The following is a 19,946-nucleotide window of genomic DNA, read 5'->3' as shown; positions in this document are numbered from 1 at the left end:
TCCCGATGACCACCGCCGCACAGCCCGCATCCGGGCATGACGGCGGCGACCCGCAGCATCCGGCTACGCCGGGCTTGCGATCGCCGCGCGCCCTGATCAGGGTCCCCGCGGGCACCACGGCGGGTGCGGCGGTTCGCGAAGCGGGCCTGCCCGGGCGCGGGGAGTCGAACGCTGTCGTCGTGGTGGCCGACCCGGACGGCAAGCTGCGCGACCTGAGCTGGGTGGCGGCCGCCGACACCGAGGTGCGTCCCGTGTCCGCCGACACCGAGGAGGGGCGCAGTGTCATCCGGCACAGCGCCGCCCACGTGCTCGCGCAGGCCGTGCAGGAGCTCTTCCCGGCCGCCAAGCTCGGTATCGGCCCGCCGATCACCGATGGCTTCTACTACGACTTCTCCGTCGCCGAGCCGTTCACGCCGGAGGATCTCGAGAAGCTCGAGAAGCGGATGGCCAAGATCGTCAAGGACGGTCAGCTCTTCGACCGCCGGGTGTTCGAGTCCGTGGAACAGGCGCGCGTGGAGTTGGCGACCGAACCGTTCAAGCTCGAACTCATCGACGACAAGTCCGGCGACCCGGATGTGATGGAAGTGGGCGGCGACGAGCTGACCGCCTACGACAACCTCAATCCCCGGACCCGCGAACGTATCTGGGGCGATCTCTGCCGGGGTCCGCACATTCCGACCACCAAGTACATCCCGGCGTTCAAGCTGACCCGTTCGTCGGCGGCGTATTGGCGCGGTGACCAGAACAACGCGAGCCTGCAACGCATCTACGGCACCGCGTGGGAGTCGCAGGAGGCCCTGGACCGGCACCTCGAGCTGATCGAGGAGGCCCTGCGCCGCGACCACCGCAAGCTCGGTGTCGAACTGGACCTGTTCAGCTTTCCCGACGAATTGGGTTCGGGCCTACCGGTTTTCCATCCGCGCGGTGGGATCCTGCGCAAGGAGCTCGAGGACTACTCGCGGCGCAAGCACGTCGAGGCGGGCTACCAGTTCGTCAACACCCCGCACATCACGAAGGAACAGCTGTACGTCACCTCCGGGCACCTGGAGTGGTACGCCGACGGCATGTTCCCGCCGATGCACATCGACGCCGAGTACACCGACGACGGCGCGCTGCGCAAGCCGGGGCAGAACTACTACCTCAAGCCGATGAACTGCCCCATGCATCATCTGATCTACCGTTCCCGTGGCCGGTCCTACCGCGAATTGCCCTTGCGGCTCTTCGAATTCGGCTCGGTGTACCGCTACGAGAAGTCGGGCGTGATCCACGGCCTGACCCGGGTGCGCGGGATGACCCAGGACGACTCGCACATCTACACCACGCGCGAGCAGATGCGCGACGAGCTGACCTCGCTGCTGCAGTTCGTCCTCGACCTGTTGTCCGACTACGGCCTCGACGACTACTACCTGGAGTTGTCCACCAAGGACCCCGAGAAGTACGTCGGCTCCGACGAGCTGTGGGAGGAGGCCACCGAGACGCTACGCGAGGTGGCGGAATCTTCTGGCCTGCAACTGGTTCCGGATCCGGGCGGGGCGGCGTTCTACGGGCCCAAGATCTCCGTCCAGGTCAAGGACGCCCTGGGCCGGAACTGGCAGATGTCGACCATCCAGCTCGACTTCAACATGCCCGACCGGTTCGAGCTGGAGTACACCGCGCCCGATGGCACCCGGCAGCGCCCGGTGCTGATCCACCGTGCGTTGTTCGGTTCGATCGAGCGGTTCATCGGCGTGCTCACCGAGCACTACGCCGGGGCGTTCCCGGCGTGGCTGGCGCCGGTACAGGTGGTCGGTATCCCGGTCGCCGACGGGCATGTTCCGTATCTGGAAGATGTTGCCGCGCAACTGCGTTCGGCCGGGATCCGGGCCGAGGTCGATGCCAGTGACGACCGGATGGCCAAGAAGATCGTCAACCAGACAAACCTCAAGGTGCCGTTCATGCTGTTGGCGGGTGACCGGGACGTCGAGGCCGGGGCGGTGTCCTTCCGGTTCGGCGACCGCACCCAGATCAACGGGGTGCCGCGGGACGCGGCCGTCGCCGCCATCGCCGAATGGATTGGCCAACGCCAGAACGCAACGCCCACAGCCGAACTCATGGAGGTGAGCTCGGCGTGACGGAGGACACGGGGGACCGGTTGCAGCGGCTGTGGACGCCGTACCGGATGAGCTACATCATCGGCGAGGTCAAGGAGAACCGAAGCGATCCCACGGAGGATCAACGGGGGTCGGCCGGCTCCAAGCGGCCGTTCACCGACATTCCGAACCTGTCCGACGAGGACGGTCTGGTGGTGGCCCGCGGTGAGCTGGTGTACGCCGTGCTCAACCTGTACCCGTACAACCCGGGTCACCTGATGGTGGTGCCCTACCGGCAGGTGTCCGAACTCGAGGACCTGACCGCGGCCGAGACCGCCGAGCTGATGGCGTTCACGCAGAAGGCGATCCGGGTGATGAAGGGCGTGTCCAACCCGGACGGCTTCAACGTCGGGCTGAACCTGGGTCGCAGCGCCGGCGGCTCGCTGGCCGAACATCTGCACATGCACGTCGTGCCGCGCTGGAGCGGGGACGCGAACTTCATCACCGTGATCGGCGACACCAAGGTGGTCCCGCAACTGCTCAGCGACACCCGCGCACTGCTGGCCACGGAGTGGGCCCGGGATCTCCCGTGAGCAACTTCTACCTGCTCACCCGTGCGGCCTACGCCAAGCTGTCGGCGCCGGTGGCCCGGGTGGCGCTGCGCGCCGGGTTGACTCCGGACGCCATCACCATCGTGGGAACGGCCGGAACGGTGCTCGGTGCGCTGGCACTGTTCCCGACGGGCCGGCTGTTCGCGGGATTCCTGGTGATCTGGTTCTTCGTGCTCGCCGACATGCTCGACGGCGCGATGGCGCGAGAACGCGGCTACGGCACGAAGTTCGGCGGAGTGCTCGACGCCACCTGTGACCGGATCGCCGACGGGGCGATCTTCTGCGGCCTGCTGTGGTGGGCCGCGTTCGGGCTGCACGACGCCACGTTGGCGGTCGCGACCCTGATCTGCCTGGTCACCTCGCAGGTGATCTCCTACATCAAGGCGCGGGCCGAGGCCAACGGCCTCAGCGGCGACGGTGGCCTGATCGAACGCCCGGAACGGCTGATCCTCGTGCTGGCCGGCGCCGGCCTCTCCGACATCCCGGGTTTCCCGCTGCCGTGGCTGCTGCCCGCGGCGATGTGGGTCCTGGCGGCGCTGAGCCTGCTCACCGTTGCGCAGCGGCTGCATTCGGTCCGGTGCTCGCCGGGTGCCATCGACCCGTTGCGCCCGGACGTGCCCGAGGGCCAGTGATGTCAATGATGTCCACGCCCGGCGGGGTTCCCAACGTTCCGGCGCTCGGCGGCCTGCGGGTGCCGCTGACCGGCCGGGTCTCGGACCTGGGCTACGCGACGGGCTGGCGGCTGGTGCGGGCCATGCCGGAATTCGTCGCCCGCAACACCTTTGACGCCGGCGCCTGGTATGCCTCACTGGGCGGCGGCCCGGACCAATTGCGCCGCAACCTGGCGCGGGTGATCGGGGTGGCGCCGAGGGATGTCCCCGGCGACCTGATCCGCGCGTCGCTGGAGTCCTATGCGCGGTACTGGCGGGAAGCGTTCCGGCTGCCGTCGATGAATCTGCCCGAGGTCGCCCGCCGCCTCGATGAGGTGTTCATCGGTGCCGAGCATTTCGCCAACGCCAAGGCGGCCGGTCGCGGCGCCATCATCGCGTTGCCGCACAGCGGGAACTGGGACCTGGCGGGCGTGTGGGTGGTACAGCACTACGGCCGGTTCGCCACCGTCGCCGAGCGGCTGAAGCCGGAGTCGCTCTACCGGCGCTTCGTCGAATACCGGGAGTCGCTGGGCTTCGAGATCATCCCGCTCACCGGCGGCGCCCAGCCACCGTTCGAGGTGCTCGCGGATCGGTTGCGCGGCAACGGAATCGTTTGTCTGATGTCGGACCGCGACCTGACCTCACGCGGCGTGGAGGTCGAGTTCTTCGGCGAAGCCACCCGGCTGCCGGCCGGCCCGGCCAAACTGGCGCTGCAGACCGGGGCGCCGCTGCATCCGGCCCACGTGCACTACGACGGCGCCGACTGTGTGGTGCACATCTTCGATGCCCTCGACACGGATTCCGGTGACGTCGGGGTCATCACGCAGGCGCTCGCGGACGTGTTCGCCGGGGCCATCGCCGAGCACCCCGAGGACTGGCACATGTTGCAGCCCCAGTGGATTGCCGATCTGAGCGCGGAGAAACGGGCCCGATTGCACCGGGGGACCTGATGCGTATCGGCATGGTGTGCCCCTACTCGCTGGACGTCGCTGGCGGGGTCCAGGCACACGTGCTGCAACTGGCCGAGGTGATGCGTGAACGCGGGCACCATGTCAGCGTGCTGGCGCCCGCCTCCGCCGACGCGCACGCGCACCTGCCCGACTTCGTGGTGTCCGGCGGCAAGGCCGTGCCGATCCCGTACAACGGGTCGGTGGCGCGGCTGCGGTTCGGGCCCGCGACACTGCGCAAGGTCAAGAAGTGGCTGCTGAAGGGCGATTTCGACGTGCTGCACCTGCACGAGCCCAACGCGCCCAGCCTGTCGATGCTGGCGTTGCAGGCCGCCGAGGGTCCGATCGTGGCGACGTTCCACACCTCGACCACGAAGTCGTTGACGCTCAGTGTTTTCCAGGGAATCCTGCGGCCGTCCCACGAGAAGATCGTCGGCCGCATCGCCGTCTCCGACCTGGCGCGGCGCTGGCAGATGGAAGCCCTGGGGTCGGATGCGGTGGAGATCCCCAACGGTGTCGACGTCGCGGCATTCGCGTCCGCGCCGACGCTGCCGGGCTATCCGCGCGCGGGACGGTCGGTCCTGTTCCTGGGCCGCTACGACGAGCCCCGCAAGGGCATGAGCGTGCTACTGGGGGCGCTGCCCGCGCTGGTCGCGCACTTCCCGGATCTCGAGGTGTTGATCGTCGGCCGTGGCGACGAGGACGAATTACGCAGTGCGGCAGGCGAACTCGCCGGTCATCTGCGGTTCCTCGGTCAGGTGGACGATGCCGAGAAGGCGTCGGCGCTGCGCAGCGCCGACGTGTACTGCGCGCCGAATCTGGGCGGCGAGAGTTTCGGCATCGTGCTCGTGGAAGCGATGGCCGCCGGCACCCCGGTGGTGGCCAGTGACCTCGACGCATTCCGCCGGGTGCTGGCCGACGGCGCCGCGGGACGGCTGGTGCCGGTCGGTGACTCCGATGCGCTCGCGGTCGCGCTGATCGGCGTGCTGGACAACCCCGCGGCTCGGCAGCGCTACGTCGCCGCGGCCGCCGAGGCCGTGCAGCGCTACGACTGGTCGGTGGTGGCCGATCAGATCATCCGGGTGTACGAGACGGTGGCCGGCGCCGGGGTGAAGGTCCAGGTGGTCCCGTGAGCGCCGGGTTGACGGTGCTGCTCGCCCTGGGCACGCTGGTGGCCTTCGTGCTGGCGATGGGCGCGGTGTGGGCGTTCGGCACCGCCAACCGGCTGGATCGCCTGCACGTCCGTTACGACCTGTCCTGGCAGGCGCTGGACAGCGCGCTGGCCCGCCGCGCGGTGGTGGCCCGCGCGGTGGCCGCCGACAGCTACGGCGACCTGGCTGTCGGCCGCCGTCTCGTCGCGCTGGCCGACGCCGCTGAGCGCTCGCCGCGCGCGGGCCGCGAGACCGCCGAGAACGAACTGTCGACGGCATTGGCGCGGGTCGACATGACCAGGTTGCCCACCCCGCTGGTGGCCGAACTTGCCGACGCCGAGGCCCGGGTGGTGCTGGCCCGGCGGTTCCACAACGACGCCGTCCGGGACACGCTGTCCCTGCGGGAGCGTCCCATCGTCCGATTGCTGCGTCTCGGCGGGCACGCACCGTTGCCGACGTACTTCGAGATCGCCGAACGGGTGACGAATCCGGACACCGAGACCGACGAGCCCCTGCTGCGGACGTCGGCGCGGGTGGTGCTGCTCGACGAGACCGGGGCGGTGCTGCTGTTCTGCGGATCCGATCCGGCCAAAGATTCCGCCGGGCCGGCACGCAAGTGGTGGTTCACCGTCGGTGGTCAGGCGCTGGCCGGGGAGCGGCTGGTGCAGGCCGCCGTCCGGGAGCTGGCCGAGGAGACGGGGTTGCGGGTGCATCCCGACGAACTCCTCGGCCCGGTCTGGCGGCGTGACGCGATGATCGACTTCAACGGGTCGGTGATGCGCAGCCGCGAGTTCTTCTTCGTCCACCGCACCACCCGGTTCGATCCGTCGGAGGCCGGCCGCACGGCGCTGGAACGCCGCTACATCCACGGGCACCGCTGGTGTGACGCGGCAGACATCGCGAATCTGGCCCGGGCCGGGCAGACCGTGTATCCGCTGCAGCTGGGGGAGCTGCTGGATACCGCTCAGCGGTTGACGGGCGCCCCGGAGACCTGGGCGGCCCCCGCGGAGCCGCAGGCCATCCGCTGACACTGTTCTTTCGCGCGAGCGTGCAGCCGTATGTAATTCCGATCACCGCAAATGCGTATGGCTGCACATTCGTGATGGTCGTGCGCTGATCGCCTGGACAATCGGTTTGGTGCGCACCCTTAGAATGGGCGGGTAACCAGCCAAGGAGAGATAACTGTGGACGCCCAGACCAACGGGACGGCCCCCCGGACCGGAACCGCGCGCGTCAAGCGCGGCATGGCCGAAATGCTCAAGGGCGGCGTCATCATGGACGTCGTCACCCCCGAACAGGCCCGCATCGCCGAGGCAGCGGGGGCCGTCGCCGTCATGGCGCTCGAACGCGTACCCGCCGACATCCGCGCCCAGGGCGGGGTGTCGCGGATGAGCGATCCGGACATGATCGAGGGCATCATCGAAGCCGTCACCATTCCGGTGATGGCCAAGGCCCGCATCGGTCATTTCGTCGAGGCGCAGATCCTGCAGAGCCTCGGGGTGGACTACGTCGACGAGTCCGAGGTGCTCACCCCGGCTGACTACGAGAACCACATCGACAAGTGGCGTTTCACCGTGCCGTTCGTCTGCGGCGCCACCAACCTGGGCGAAGCGCTGCGGCGCATCACCGAGGGCGCGGCCATGATCCGTTCCAAGGGTGAGGCCGGCACCGGTGACGTCTCGAACGCCACCACCCACATGCGCAAGATCGGTGCCGAGATCCGGCGCCTGACATCGCTGTCCGAGGACGAGTTGTTCGTGGCCGCCAAGGAACTGCAGGCGCCCTACGAACTGGTGGCGGAGGTGGCGCAGGCCGGCAAGCTGCCGGTGACGCTGTTCACCGCGGGCGGCATCGCCACCCCGGCAGATGCGGCGATGATGATGCAGCTCGGCGCCGAGGGTGTGTTCGTCGGGTCGGGGATCTTCAAGTCCGGCGACCCGGCGCAGCGGGCGGCCGCGATCGTCAAGGCCACCACGTTCTACGACGACCCCGACGTGCTGGCCAAGGTGTCCCGCGGGCTGGGTGAGGCCATGGTCGGGATCAACGTCGAGGACATCGCGCAGCCGCACCGCCTCGCCTCGCGCGGCTGGTAACCCTTGGCCATCGAAGAGATCCTCGATCTGGAACAGCTCGAGGTCAATATCTACCGCGGTGGCGTGTTCAGTCCCGAATCGGGGTTCCTGCAAAGGACTTTCGGCGGGCACGTGGCGGGTCAGTCACTGGTCTCGGCGGTTCGGACCGTCGAACCGCAGTTCCAGGTGCATTCGCTGCACGGTTATTTCCTGCGTCCCGGTGATGCCCGCGCCCCGACGGTGTACCTGGTGGACCGGATCCGCGACGGCGGGTCGTTCTGCACCCGCCGGGTCAGCGCGGTCCAGCACGGCAAGACCATCTTCAGCATGTCGGCGTCGTTCCAGAGTGATCAGAGCGGCATCGAGCACCAGGACGCGATGCCGCCGGCGCCGGCGCCCGACGACCTGCCCAGCTTCATCAAGAAGGGCGGGGTGTTCGACGACGCGAGTTTCTCCCAGTTCGCCGAGTGGGACGTCCGGATGGTGCCCCGCGAACAGCTGCAACTGACCCCCGGCAAGGCCTCCCAGCAGCAGGTCTGGTTCAGGCACCGTGATCCGCTGCCCGACGACCACGTGTTGCACATCTGCGCGCTGGCCTACATGAGCGATCTGACCCTGCTCGGTTCGGCGCAGGTCAACCACATCGAGGAGCGCAAGCACCTGATGGTGGCGTCCCTGGACCACGCGCTGTGGTTCATGCGGCCGTTCCGGGCCGACGAGTGGCTGCTCTACGACCAGTCCTCACCGTCGGCGTGCGGCGGCCGGTCACTCACCCAGGGCAAGATCTACAACCAGTACGGCGAGATGGTCGCGGCCGTCATGCAGGAGGGGCTGACCCGCTATCAGCGGGACTACTCGGGCCCGGGGAAGTGAACGCCCCGCGCGTCGGTGTACTCGCGTTGCAGGGCGACACCCGCGAACATCTGGCCGCGTTGCATGCGTGCGGCGCCGAGGCCGTGACCGTGCGCCGCGCCGGCGAACTGGATTCGGTTGACGGACTGGTGATCCCGGGCGGGGAGTCCACCGCGATCAGTCACCTGCTGCGGGTCTTCGAGCTGCTCGAGCCGCTGCGGACCGCGCTGGCCGGTGGGCTGCCGGTGTACGGATCGTGCGCCGGGATGATCCTGCTGGCGTCGGAGATCCTGGATGCCGGTAATCAGGGCCGCGAGGCCGTACCGCTGGGCACCATCGATATGACGGTGCGGCGCAACGCTTTCGGGCGACAGGTGGATTCGTTCGAGGACGACCTGGACTTCGCCGGACTCGCCGAGCCCGTGCACGCCGTCTTCATCCGGGCGCCGTGGGTCGAGCGGGTGGGGCCGTTGGTGGAGGTGCTGGCCACCGCGGCCGGTCATCCTGTCGCCGTGCGGCAGGGCAGCGCGCTGGCAACGGCCTTCCATCCCGAGGTCACCGGGGACCGCCGGGTGCACCAGCTGTTCGTCGACGGGCTCTGACCTTCCACGGCGAGTGTGCGTGTCGGTACCCGACACGCCGCGGTGGAGCGTACTTCTGCGCACGTTCGGCGGGGAACCCTCACGCCCGGTAGACGCTCTGGCCCTCCTTGATGGTCTCCAGGACCCTGATGTCCTTGATCGCCATCGGATCGACGGTCAGCGGATTGCCATCCAGCACAACCAGATCGGCCAATTTGCCGGGGGTCAGTGAGCCCTTCTGGTCGGCCTCGCCGTATTGGGCGGCCGCGTTGATCGTGATGGTCCGAAGCGCCTCGGCCGGCGTGATGCACTGATCGGCGCCGAGCACCGCGCCGCTGCGCGATACCCGGTTGACCGCCGTCCACATCAGGAACATCTGATCCAGCGGGGTGACCACGAAATCGGTGTGATTGGTGGGCTGTAGCCCGAGGTCGAGCGCCGCGCGCATGGGGGACAGGAAGTCGGCCTGCTGTCTGCCGCGCAGCGCGACGTGCGCGTCGCCGAAATAGAAGGTGTGCTCGGTGAAGAACGACGGGATGATGTTGTATTCGACGTACCGCCGCAACTGATCCCGGCGAACAAACTGCGAGTGCACCATGACGGTGCGCCGCGGCCGGGACAGATCGCCGGCGGCGGCGAATTCGTGTGCGGTCAGCGCGACGTCGATGGCCGCGTCGCCGTTGGCGTGGATGTCCAGCGGCAGCCCGAGGTCGTACACCGTCTTGAACCAGCCGTTGACGGTGTCCTGGGTGAACGGCAACTCGCCGCACCAATTCTGTTGTCCGTCAGGTCCTTCGGTGAGATACGGCGTGGTGAAGTACGCGGTGCGGCCCTGCGGTGAACCGTCCAGGGTCACCTTGACCCCGCCCAGTTTGAGCCGGTTGACGTAGCGGCCGAAGGTCTCCGGCGGATTGTCCGCCAGCACCTCGGCGAGATCGAGGATGAACGGATAGGCGACGATGTCGATCAGCGCGGCCCCGCCCGCCGCGGCGCGCTGCATCAACGCGACGTCGGAGGCGTGCGAGGCGCCCTCGTGGGCCGTGGTGATCCCGGCCGCGGCGTAGAGCAGCTGCCCCGCCCTGCTCCAGTCGACCTCCTGGGCGGCAGTGGGTTTGGGCATCGCCGCGAAGATCGGCAGGAACGCGGTTTCCATCACCAGGCCGTCGGGCTCGTTGCTGCCCGGTTGGCGCACGATCACCCCACCCGGTGGCGTCGGCGTGTCCGCGGTGATCCCGAACTTGCGCATGGCGGCGCCGTTGAGGACGGCGCCGTGCATCGACACATGGCCCACGAGCACGGGAGTGTCGGGGAAGTCGACGTCCAGGTCGGCCCTGGACAGCGTGCGGCCACCGGGCATCAGGGTGTCGTCGTAGCCGTAGGCCACCAGCATCTCGCCCGGCGTGATCGGGTGTGCGTCTCGAAAGCGCTCGAGCGCGTTGATGATCGCGGGGACATCGGCACCCGGGCCGGCCGGCGGGGCGAACACGTTGACCTGGTTTGCCACGCTCAGTGCGTTGATGTAATGGCTGTGCGGGTCGACGAATCCCGGCGCCAGGGTGGCGCCGTCCAGCTCGACGACGGCGGTCGTGGGGCCACGCTGGTCGGCCAGCACGTCCGTGCGCGTCCCGACGGCGGTGATCCGGCCGTCGTACACCGCGACGGCCTCGCCGGTCGGGTGTGCGTCGTCCATGGTGATGACATTTGCGCCGACATAGATGGTGGCCGCTGCTGACACCCGACCGAGTCTAGGTTCGCCGTTAGACTCCGGGCCGTGGAATGGGTTTCGCAATGGTGGCAGCACGACGTCGTGGACGGCTACAAGGGGCCGCTGCTGCTGAGCTTCGTCGCGTTCGTGGTGACCTTCCTGACCACCCGCACCATCACCCGGATGATCCGGGCGGGCAAGGGGCCGTTCCACAACGTCAGCGCCGGGGGAGTGCACATGCACCACTCGACGCCGGGCATCATCCTGCTGATCGCGGGCGCGTTCACCGCCGTGGGCTGCCCGCCGCTGTCGGTGTGGTCGTACCTGGCGGCGCTGCTGGTCGGGGTCGGCTCGTCGTTGGTGCTCGACGAGTTCGCGATGATCTTCCGATTGCAGGACGTCTACTGGACCCAGGAGGGCCAGCTGTCGGTCAACATCGTGACGCTGGCCGGCGCGTGCGTCGGCCTGGCCGCCGCCGGAGTTTCGCCGATCCACACCGACGATCTGCCCGCGGGCGTCGCGGCCTGGCGCTACGCGGCCGTGGTGGCCCTGCTGCTGCACTTCCTGGTGGTGGCCGTCGTGGCGTTGAAGGGCAAGTACCCGACGGCGTTGATCAGCCTGTTTGTCTCACCGGTCGCCTGGGTGGCCGCCATCCGGCTGGCCCGCCCGACCTCCCCCTGGGCGCGCAAGTGGTACGACCAGAAGAAGCTGGAGAGCGCCCGGACCCGCGCCGACGACTTCGACGAGCGTTGGGCGCCGATCCGGCGGCACTGGGACGACCTCATCGGCGGGACGCCGTCGGTGCCGGACCCGGCTCAGTAGTTCTGGCCCGGGAGCACGGGCAGCAGCAGCCGCGACGACGAGAACACCGTGTTGATGCTGCTGGTGCCCACCGACGCGTGCCGGAAGTTCATGATGGCCGGTGTCTCCGGGTTCTGGTCGTCACTCGTCAGCACGACGCGAATGCGATGCCCGGCGGCGAATCGGCGGGCGTTGGGCACCAACGGGATTCGGTATTCGATCGGCTGGCCGACCGGAACTGCCACCGCCGTGCGGCAGGGCAACACCGGGGCCCCGGGGGTGCTGGCGGCATCGTCCACCGTGCGCAGTCCGGCCCGCAGATAGCCGGCGGTGACGTCGGCCGCGGTGCCGTCGGGGGCGATGTCCTGCAGTGTGGCCAGCCACGCGGTGTCCGTCGCGGTCGCCGAGGCTGTCAGCCGCAGTTCGATGTCGCCGACCACGTCCAGGTCGTGTTCCATTGGGGCAGAGGTCCAGTCGAGCAGCGCGGGCGGGTCGATCGCGCTGGCCCTGACGCGGCCGGTGCCCGATCCCAGGGTTATCAACGACCGGGATCCCGGGTCGCCCTCGTCGGCGGCCAGTGCTCCGTCGGCGCGTAGCGCCAGCTCCCGGTGCGCGGTGCCGGCCGGCGGCCACTGCTCGGCGGTGTGCCAACCCTCGGCGCCGGGCAGCACGTACCGGATGGGCGGGCCGTCCAGGATCCCGGTGTCGGCACCCTTGAGCCAGTGGTCGAACCAGGCCAGCGCCTCGGTGTGCAGGCTCTCCCACGGCCAGGTCAATCCGTACTGGCCGAGCAGGCCCATCCGGACATTTGGATTGTGCGCCAGCGCTTTCCAGCACGCGAATGTCGACGGCAGGTGCAGTGGGACGTTCTCCCAGTCGCAGCCCAGGTAGACCGGGATGTCGATATCGGATAGCAGGGGAGTGAGATCCCTTTCTTCCCACCAGGAATCGCGCAGTGGATGTCTCACGAACGCGTCCAGCCACAGCTCGTCCCACGGATGCGGATCGTGGGGGAGCTTCAGCACCTGGCGCATGACGGTGACGGCGGCCTCGCCGTTCATGGTGCCGAACTTGCGATGCAGCGGGCCGGTGTTCAGCACCTTTCGGGCGATCTGTAGCGGCAGGCTGCGCCAGAACTCGTCGCTGCGTCCCGACGTCAGGCCCATCATCGACAGGAAGGGCGTCAGGAACGACGAACTCACCAGGCCGTGGTGGCTGGCCGCCTCGAACAGGTCGGCGGTGACGGCCACGGGGAAGATGGCCTTCAGGTGCGGGGGCTTCTCGACGGCGGCCTCCAGTTGCGTCATGGCGAAGTAGCTGATGCCGATCATCCCGACGGTGCCGTCACACCAGGGCTGGGCGGCGGCCCACTCGACCAGGTCGTACATGTCGTGGCGTTCCTGGGCGTCGAAGAAACCGAACGTGCCGCCCGACCCGCCGGTGCCGCGGACGTTGGCGATGACGTGCACGTAGCCGCGGGAGACCCAGAACTCGGTGTTGCCGGCCTCGATGAAGCCCATCGGCGCGCCGAGGTCCTGGATCTGGCGCGGGTAGGGCGAGGCCGCGATCAGCGCGGGAAAACGCCCGTCGGCGTCGGGCCGGTGCACGTCGGCCAGCAGGGTGGTGCCGTCGCGGACCGGGACACCCACGTTGACGTCGTGCCGAACGGAGTGCGTGGGTTCGGTGAGGTTGCGGTACTGCCGGCCGGTGGTCTGGGGGCCATTGAGATGGGAACTGAGTGCGGGCATGGCGATTCCTCAAGTAATTCACGGTCTGTTGAAACTAGTCTCACGCTACGATGAGACAAGTCTCAACGCAAGAGGAAATTCGTGCGAGGATGAATCTCATGTCGAGGAAGCCGACAACTCCGGGACCGCGGGACGAACGCGGCGTGCTGGCCGGCCGGATCCTGGATGCGGCTCGCCAGGCCTTCGCGGAGACGGGCTGGGCGGGCACCACCATCCGAGCCGTCGCGCGGGCCGCCGACGTCGATCCGGCCCTGGTCTATCACTACTTCGACTCCAAGGAGGGGCTGCTCGACGCCGCCACCAACCCGCCGGCGCGCTGGCTCGAGAACGTCGCCAGGACGTGGACCGCCCCGGTGGACGATCTGGGTGAGGCGCTGTTGCGCCTGATGCTCGGTGCGTGGGCCGACGAGGAGACCGGACGCGTGCTGCGGGCCGTGCTGCAGACGGCGGCGCACGAACCGGCCACCCGCGAGAAGCTGCGCCGGGTGGTGGAGGGCCAGCTGATCGGGGTGTCCTCGCTTACCGACGATGAACGTTCGGTGCGCAGTGGCCTGATCGCGTCGCAGATCATGGGTCTGGCCATGATGCGGTATGTCTGGAAGATCGAACCCGTGGCGTCCATGACCGACGACGAACTGGTCGCCGCGGTGGCGCCGAATCTCCAGCGCTACGTCAGCGGAAACCTGGACCAGTAGACTCGTCGGGTCAGATACGGCGAGAACAAGAGGTAGTACCTGCATGAGCGGCCATTCCAAGTGGGCCACCACCAAGCACAAGAAGGCCGTCATCGATGCCAAGCGCGGCAAGATGTTCGCCAAGCTGATCAAGAATATCGAGGTCGCGGCGCGTGTCGGCGGTGGTGACCCGGCCGGCAACCCCACCTTGTACGACGCCATCCAGAAGGCCAAGAAGTCCTCGGTGCCCAACGACAACATCGAGCGGGCGCGCAAACGCGGCGGCGGCGAAGAGGCCGGCGGCGCGGACTGGCAGAACATCACCTATGAGGGTTACGGGCCCAACGGTGTCGCGGTGTTGATCGAGTGTCTGACCGACAACCGCAACCGCGCCGCCGGTGAGGTCCGCGTCGCGATGACCCGCAACGGCGGCAACATGGCCGATCCCGGTTCGGTGTCCTACCTGTTCTCCCGCAAGGGTGTCATCACCCTGGAGAAGAACGGTCTGACCGAGGACGACGTGCTGTTGGCCGTCCTCGAGGCCGGTGCCGAGGAGGTCAACGACCTCGACGAGGCCTTCGAGGTCATCTGCGAGCCGACCGATCTGGTGGCCGTGCGCACCGCATTGCAGGACGCCGGAATCGACTACGACTCCGCCGAGGCGAGCTTCCAGCCGTCGGTCACCGTGCCGGTGGATCTCGAGGGTGCCCGCAAGGTGCTCAAGCTGATCGACGCGCTCGAGGACAGCGACGACGTGCAGGACGTCTACACGAATATCGACATTCCCGACGACGTCGCCGCACAACTCGACGCCGAGTAGTTCTCGGTTCCTCCGTTTCTATGCGGGCGTGCGCGTCGGTACGGCGACACGCCCGCCGGCGACTGGATTTTGTGCACCCTCGTCGATGAGGTCCAGCCGTGCGTCGGTGCCTTTACTCGCCTTTGACCGCGTGTTGAATCGTCCCACCGAGTATCGATCATGTGACTACGCTTCTTTCGGTGGAGCTGGGGGTTCTGGGCCGCTCCAGGTTCGGATGGACGGCGCGCCCGTCGCGATACCGGGCGCGAAACCGCGCGCCATCCTCACGATGCTCGGCCTGCATCATGGATCGATCGTCGCGGCCGGCACGCTGGTCGAGTTGCTCTGGGGTGACGACCCGCCGCGCACCGCCGACAAGGCCCTACAGACCCACATATCGTCGCTCCGCCGCACCCTGGGTGACGGTTTCGTGGTGACCGAGGGAACCGGCTGGACCCTGAGCACCACCGAGATCGATGCGGCGCGTTACGAACTGGCCGCCAGGACGGGGCGTGCCGCCGGCGACACCAGCGCGGCGGTGGCCCGGTTCGACGAGGCGCTGGCCCTGTGGCGCGGAATCCCCGAACTGCCCGACACCGCCCGGGGGGCGTCGGAGAAGACCCGCTGGGCGGAGGGCCATGCCGCGCTGGTCGAGGACCGCGCCGACGCACTGCTCGCGACGGGCCGTGCGGCAGAGATCGTCGGCGAGCTCGAGGCCGCGGTGGCCGACGCACCGCTGCGCGAGAGGCGTTGGGGCCAGCTGATGCTCGCCCTGTACCGCGCCGGCAGGCAGGGCGAGGCGCTCGGCGCCTATCAACGCGCCCGGTCGCTGCTCGCCGACCAGCTCGGCGTCGACCCGGGGCCGGATCTTCGACGGCTCGAGGCCGCGATCGTCGCGCAGGATGTGACATTGGAAATACCTGCGACACAACAACTTGCGACGGTGATGCGTGCAGTGACCTTCCTGCTCACCGACATCGAGGGATCGACCGCCGCGTGGGAGGCCGAAGCCGACGCCATGGCCGTTGCGCTCGCGCGTCACGACGAGGTCATCGAGCAGATCGTCACGTCCCGCGGTGGACGGCTGATCAAGACCCGCGGCGAGGGCGATGCCACGTTCTCGGTTTTCGAGCGGCCTTCTGCGGCGGCCGCTGCTGCCATCGAGGTGCAGGACGCGATCCGGCATGAGCCGTGGGAACTGATGCAGCCCATGCGAATCCGCGTGGCGTTGCACACGGGCGAGGTCGAGCTTCGCGACGGCGACTATTTCGGCCGGGCGTGAACCGCGCCGCGCGGCTGCGGTCGCTGGCCGAGGGTGGCCAGATTCTGTGCTCCGGTGCGACGGCCGAACTCGTCATCGACTCGTTGCCCGACGACGTCGTGCTCGCCGACCTGGGACTGCGCCAGCTGAAGAACCTGGCGCGCCCGGAGCACGTTTTCGCGTTGCGCCTGGAAGACGCCGATGACATTCTCCGACAGCCGACAGCTGAGCCACCGATGGAACGGCCGCCCCTGCCCACGGTGCTGGCCGGTCCCGGCCCATTCGTCGGGCGCGGGCGCGAGTTGGAGGCGCTCCTGACCACGTGGCAGACCGCGCTCACCGATGGCATGCATGCCGTGTTGATCGCCGGTGAACCCGGTGTGGGCAAGACCCGGCTGGCGGGCGAATGGTCCCGGCAGGCGTACCGGCACGGGGCCGTAGTGATCTACGGCCGCTGCGACGAGGACCTCGGGGCGCCCTATCAGGCGTTCACGGAAGCCCTGCGATCGCTCGTGCCCAGCCTCGGTGCCGACCGGCTCCGGGGGATGCGCGGCGTCGAAGCGTTGCTTCCGCTCGTTCCCGGGCTGGCCGATGTCGTACCTGACATCGCCGCCCCGACGCGCGCCGACCCGGACACCGAACGGTATGCGCTCTTCGACGCCGTGGTCGCCGTGCTGGGAATGGCTTCGGCGAACGCACCCGTCGTGCTGATTCTCGACGATCTGCAATGGGCCGCGAAACCTACGCTGCTCCTGTTGCGTCATCTGCTGCGCTTCGGCGAGCACGCCCGGGTGCAGATCGTCGGCACGTACCGCAGCACCGACCTCGACCGATCGCATCCGCTGGCGGCGATGCTCGCCGACCTGCACCGTGACGGCACCGCCGGCCGGATTGCGCTCAGCGGCCTGAACGAGAGCGACGTGACGGCGTATGTCACCGAGGCCGGCTACGAGGACGAAGAGTTGGCTCGCGCACTGGCATCCGTCACCGGTGGCAATCCGTTCTTCCTCATCGAGGCACTGCGCCATGTGGCAGAGAGCGGCGGCCACTGGGATGCGGGCACCCTGCCGCAGGGAGTTCGGGAAGCCGTGAGCCGCAGGCTTTCCCGGCTTCCGGCGGCGACCAACAAGGCCCTCGCGGCAGCCGCGGTTGTCGGCAGCCGGTTCGCGCTGGATCTCGTCGAGCGGGTGGTCGACCAAGATCTCGTCGACGCGTTCGACGATGCGTGCCAAGCCGGCATCGTGGTCGAAGAGCCCGGGGGTCGATACCGGTTCAACCATGCCATCGTCCGACAGTCGCTGCTCGCCGAGTTGGCGTCCGTGCGGCGGATGCGGCTGCACCAGCGCATCGCCACGACGCTCGAGAACGCGCCCGGTGCCGACGATGAGCTCTTGGACGAACTGGCTCACCACTACTTCGAATGTGCCTGGGCCGGTAACGCGGCCAAGGCCGTCGAATACTGCCGGCGCGCGGCGGACCAGGCGATGACCCGCCTCGCCTACGAAGGAGCGGCCGAACTCTACGACCGCGCCCTGCATGCATTGGAGGAACTCGACGACGAATTGCCCGACCGCGCCGACCAGGCCGCCGAACTCCTGGTGGCGCGCTGCGAGGCTCTGTTGGCCGCCGGCGACGTGGCGTCCGCGGTGGATGCGGTGACGCAACTGCAAGGGGCCGCGCGGGATTCTGTCCGTCTCGCGGCGTGGGCCACGTGCTTCGACGGCCAGCTGTCGATGCTCGTCCATCCCGAGCGGCTGGACGACGTCGAAACCGCTGTTGCGGTGGCCGCAGAGAAGCTCGCCAAATTGCACGATGCCGCGGGAGAAGCCAAGGCGCACACCGTCCGTGCCGCGTGCCTCGCCCGACTCGGCCGAATCGGCGACTGTGAGATCACGCTGGACAATGCTCTCACCGCGGCACGGCGTGCGCGCGAACACCGGCGGGTGAATGCGGTTCTCGCCGGCGCGCCACTAGCGGCGCTGTGGGGCCCGAGCCCGGTATCGCGGGCCGGGGGGCGGTGTCTCGACGTCGTGCGGCTCCTTCGTATCACCACCGACTCACCCGCGGTCGAGGCGACGTCGACGCGGTGTCAGGCGGTGTTGGAGGCTTTTCGTGGCCGTGCAGCGGCCGCCCGGCGAATGATCGAATCCGCTAGGCGGGTGGTCACCGAGCTCGGCTTGCGTCATGCGCTTCTCGAGGTCGAGCACTTTGCCGGCATCGTCGAACTGGTGTGCGGCGATCCCGCCGCGGCCGAGCCCCATCTGCGCCAGGCGTACAACGGCTTTCGTCGCATGCACCTCGACGCCGACATCGCCGAGACGGCGGCGTTGTTGGCGCGTACCTGCCTCGAACTCGGCCGGGATGCCGAGGCCGACGAATTATGTTCGGAGAGCGAACGTCTCGCGGGACATGCGCTCAAGGCGTCGATCGCCTGGCGCACGGTACGAGCCCAGCTGCTGGGGCGCGGTGGTGATCATGTCGAGGCGCGGCGTATCGCCGAGGCCGCTGTCGGCCTGGCCGAGACCACCGACTTGTTGGTCGATCACGGCGACGCGTGCCTCGCATTGGCGGTGGTGTTGGACGCCGCCGGCGATGTCGCCGGGGCGCGCGCCGCCGCCCAGCGCGCGGTGGGTCTGTATGACACCAAAGGCGCTGCGGCACTTGCCGACAACGCGTTCCGTGTTGTCGGTGCAAAGCCATCGCCCGCCCCGGCACCACCCGCACCCCCGAGCGTCGAGTATGACACCGCGGCCGTCCGGGCAAGTAAGTGTGTGGTGGCCGCTATCGACCACGGGGACTGGGACGAGCTCGAGCGGCTGTGCGTACCGCCGGAAGCATCCATCGAGAGTCGGCGGAAGGTCGTCGGCTTCGAACCGAACGAATTCGCCGCGCACGACGTGATACATCAGACGAGGTGCGACCTGGAGAACGGGGCCATGCGGGCCGACCACGTCGTTATCGCTGTGCGAGGCGAGCGGCTCGCGCTCGCCCGCGTGGTGCTGAGCACCGCCGACTCGACCCCTGGGGCGCCGCGCGACGAATTTCTGCAGGTGTACGGCGTCAACGACGAGGGGCGAATAGCGCTGCAGGTGTGGTTCGACCTCGACGACATGGCTGCCGCGCTCGCCGAACTCGACGCGCTCCACGCTCGATCCGCGGAGGCGCATCCACCGGCGCGACGCCTCGAGAATGCGGCGAGCGGAGTGAGCCAGCGCTTCTGGACGTGTTTCTTGGCCCGCGACTGGGAAGCGTTGGCCGAGATCCTGGCCGACGATGCGACCGTCGAGGATCGTCGTCCCGTGGTGAATTACGGCCTGATGCAGGGCCGGGATTCAGTCGTCGAAAGTCTCAGGGTGGGGGCCGATACGGGCGTCGCGCATGTATCGCAGACGACCATCGCGACCCGCGGCGAGCGCCTTGCCCTCGTTCATATCCACTTCTCGAGTCACGATCAGCGGTTCGAAGCGTTCCAAAGTGACTTCATCGTTGCCGTCGAGACCGATACCACGGGGCGGAGTGGGGCGAACGTGGTGTACGACGTCGAGGACTTCGACGCCGCCATCGCCGAACTCGACTCCCGGTATCGCGGGGGAGAGGCAGCCGCCCACGCGCAGACGTGGTCGGCTGTCGCATCTGCCTACACCGCGATCAACCGGCTCCAGATGCCGCTGATGACGCCGGACTGCGTGACTGTCGACCACCGAGGCGAGCTGGCGTTCGGACCGGACGAGTTGTCCGCATATCTGCGCGCCGGGCGTGATGGTGACCAGGCCACGACGACGTACATCGAGGCCGTGCATCGGCTCGACCGCCGCGGAGCCGTCGTCACATACGCGGCGAACGAGACCTTACGAGAAGGCTTCGACGCCGAATGGCGGGGCATCGCTGTCCTGACCGTTGCAGAGAAGATGGTCAGCCGTTGTGAAGTCTTCGATGAGACAGACCTGGACGCCGCGCTCGCCCGCTTCGACGAACTTCACCTCGACGGTTCCGGCGCTGCCGCCGAACGCGCCGAGAATTAGCGG

At 68.4% G+C, this 19,946-nt stretch carries 14 protein-coding genes and 1 pseudogene; 13 read left to right on the top strand and 2 right to left on the bottom strand.

The features are described 5' to 3' along the window. Positions 1-5: 5 nt before the first annotated feature. From thrS to pdxT, 9 genes are all read left to right on the top strand, one after another. Positions 6-2,111 carry a threonine--tRNA ligase gene (gene thrS, locus U0R18_RS05000; protein ID WP_526366524.1) on the top strand — a complete coding sequence of 702 codons (2,106 nt, stop codon included), beginning with the start codon at positions 6-8 and terminating at the stop codon, positions 2,109-2,111. After that, the gene (locus tag U0R18_RS04995) at positions 2,048-2,662 is read left to right on the top strand and encodes an ATP adenylyltransferase (protein WP_526366522.1); all 615 of its coding nucleotides are present in this window, start codon (positions 2,048-2,050) and stop codon (positions 2,660-2,662) included. Before thrS ends, U0R18_RS04995 begins: the two co-directional genes overlap by 64 nt. After that, entirely contained in the window at positions 2,659-3,312 is a 654-nt protein-coding gene (gene pgsA, locus U0R18_RS04990; protein ID WP_526366520.1) for a phosphatidylinositol phosphate synthase, read from the top strand. Before U0R18_RS04995 ends, pgsA begins: the two co-directional genes overlap by 4 nt. A 5-nt stretch (positions 3,313-3,317) precedes the next feature. Continuing rightward, entirely contained in the window at positions 3,318-4,280 is a 963-nt protein-coding gene (locus U0R18_RS04985; protein ID WP_526367441.1) for a phosphatidylinositol mannoside acyltransferase, read from the top strand. Next, the gene (locus tag U0R18_RS04980) at positions 4,280-5,410 is read left to right on the top strand and encodes a glycosyltransferase family 4 protein (protein WP_526366518.1); all 1,131 of its coding nucleotides are present in this window, start codon (positions 4,280-4,282) and stop codon (positions 5,408-5,410) included. Before U0R18_RS04985 ends, U0R18_RS04980 begins: the two co-directional genes overlap by 1 nt. 56 nt (positions 5,411-5,466) lie before the next feature. Further along, a complete protein-coding gene (locus U0R18_RS04975) occupies positions 5,467-6,456 on the top strand; it encodes an NUDIX hydrolase (protein WP_526367439.1) in 990 nt (329 codons plus the stop codon). 156 nt (positions 6,457-6,612) lie between these two features. Further along, on the top strand, positions 6,613-7,521 hold the full coding sequence (gene pdxS, locus U0R18_RS04970; RefSeq protein WP_526366516.1) for a pyridoxal 5'-phosphate synthase lyase subunit PdxS: 909 nt from the start codon (positions 6,613-6,615) through the stop codon (positions 7,519-7,521). 3 nt (positions 7,522-7,524) lie between these two features. Then, positions 7,525-8,373: an acyl-CoA thioesterase II gene (tesB, locus tag U0R18_RS04965; protein WP_526366514.1), complete on the top strand. Its 849-nt coding sequence runs from the start codon at positions 7,525-7,527 to the stop codon at positions 8,371-8,373. Beyond that, entirely contained in the window at positions 8,370-8,954 is a 585-nt protein-coding gene (gene pdxT, locus U0R18_RS04960; protein WP_526366512.1) for a pyridoxal 5'-phosphate synthase glutaminase subunit PdxT, read from the top strand. Before tesB ends, pdxT begins: the two co-directional genes overlap by 4 nt. 79 nt (positions 8,955-9,033) lie before the next feature. On the opposite strand, the gene U0R18_RS04955 is transcribed toward pdxT, so the two are convergent. Next, a complete protein-coding gene (locus U0R18_RS04955; RefSeq protein WP_526366510.1) occupies positions 9,034-10,668 on the bottom strand; it encodes an amidohydrolase in 1,635 nt (544 codons plus the stop codon). 36 nt (positions 10,669-10,704) lie between these two features. Between U0R18_RS04955 and U0R18_RS04950 the strand changes: the two genes are divergently transcribed. After that, a complete protein-coding gene (locus U0R18_RS04950; RefSeq protein ID WP_526366508.1) occupies positions 10,705-11,460 on the top strand; it encodes a hypothetical protein in 756 nt (251 codons plus the stop codon). On the opposite strand, the gene U0R18_RS04945 is transcribed toward U0R18_RS04950, so the two are convergent. Then, positions 11,454-13,187, bottom strand: a complete 1,734-nt coding sequence (locus U0R18_RS04945; RefSeq protein WP_526366506.1) for a CocE/NonD family hydrolase — start codon at positions 13,185-13,187, stop codon at positions 11,454-11,456. The genes U0R18_RS04950 and U0R18_RS04945 overlap by 7 nt on opposite strands. 98 nt (positions 13,188-13,285) lie before the next feature. Here U0R18_RS04945 and U0R18_RS04940 point away from each other — a divergent pair, with 98 nt between their 5' ends. From U0R18_RS04940 to U0R18_RS04930, 3 genes and pseudogenes are all read left to right on the top strand, one after another. Then, on the top strand, positions 13,286-13,882 hold the full coding sequence (locus U0R18_RS04940) for a TetR/AcrR family transcriptional regulator (RefSeq protein ID WP_526366504.1): 597 nt from the start codon (positions 13,286-13,288) through the stop codon (positions 13,880-13,882). 43 nt (positions 13,883-13,925) lie between these two features. Then, the gene (locus U0R18_RS04935) at positions 13,926-14,681 is read left to right on the top strand and encodes a YebC/PmpR family DNA-binding transcriptional regulator (protein WP_526366502.1); all 756 of its coding nucleotides are present in this window, start codon (positions 13,926-13,928) and stop codon (positions 14,679-14,681) included. Positions 14,682-14,860: 179 nt separating this feature from the next. Continuing rightward, a pseudogene (locus U0R18_RS04930) lies at positions 14,861-19,898 on the top strand (ATP-binding protein); the annotation flags it as partial. Positions 19,899-19,946: the final 48 nt, after the last annotated feature.

The organism is Mycobacterium sp. (assembly GCF_046330795.1).
GTDB lineage: Bacteria > Actinomycetota > Actinomycetes > Mycobacteriales > Mycobacteriaceae > Mycobacterium.
Note: the sequence above shows the minus strand (reverse complement) of the source record. Positions and strands in the feature narration are given on the sequence as shown.

What these genes read in the sequence shown, in the direction of transcription:
- U0R18_RS04945 (WP_526366506.1), bottom strand. Translation starts at nt 13,187, where the DNA reads ATGCCCGCACTCAGTTCCCATCTCAATGGCCCCCAGACCACCGGCCGG.
- U0R18_RS04935 (WP_526366502.1), top strand. Translation starts at nt 13,926, where the DNA reads ATGAGCGGCCATTCCAAGTGGGCCACCACCAAGCACAAGAAGGCCGTC.
- U0R18_RS04995 (WP_526366522.1), top strand. Translation starts at nt 2,048, where the DNA reads ATGGATTGGCCAACGCCAGAACGCAACGCCCACAGCCGAACTCATGGA.
- thrS (WP_526366524.1), top strand. Translation starts at nt 6, where the DNA reads ATGACCACCGCCGCACAGCCCGCATCCGGGCATGACGGCGGCGACCCG.
- U0R18_RS04975 (WP_526367439.1), top strand. Translation starts at nt 5,467, where the DNA reads ATGGGCGCGGTGTGGGCGTTCGGCACCGCCAACCGGCTGGATCGCCTG.
- U0R18_RS04985 (WP_526367441.1), top strand. Translation starts at nt 3,318, where the DNA reads ATGATGTCCACGCCCGGCGGGGTTCCCAACGTTCCGGCGCTCGGCGGC.
- U0R18_RS04940 (WP_526366504.1), top strand. Translation starts at nt 13,286, where the DNA reads ATGTCGAGGAAGCCGACAACTCCGGGACCGCGGGACGAACGCGGCGTG.
- U0R18_RS04980 (WP_526366518.1), top strand. Translation starts at nt 4,280, where the DNA reads ATGCGTATCGGCATGGTGTGCCCCTACTCGCTGGACGTCGCTGGCGGG.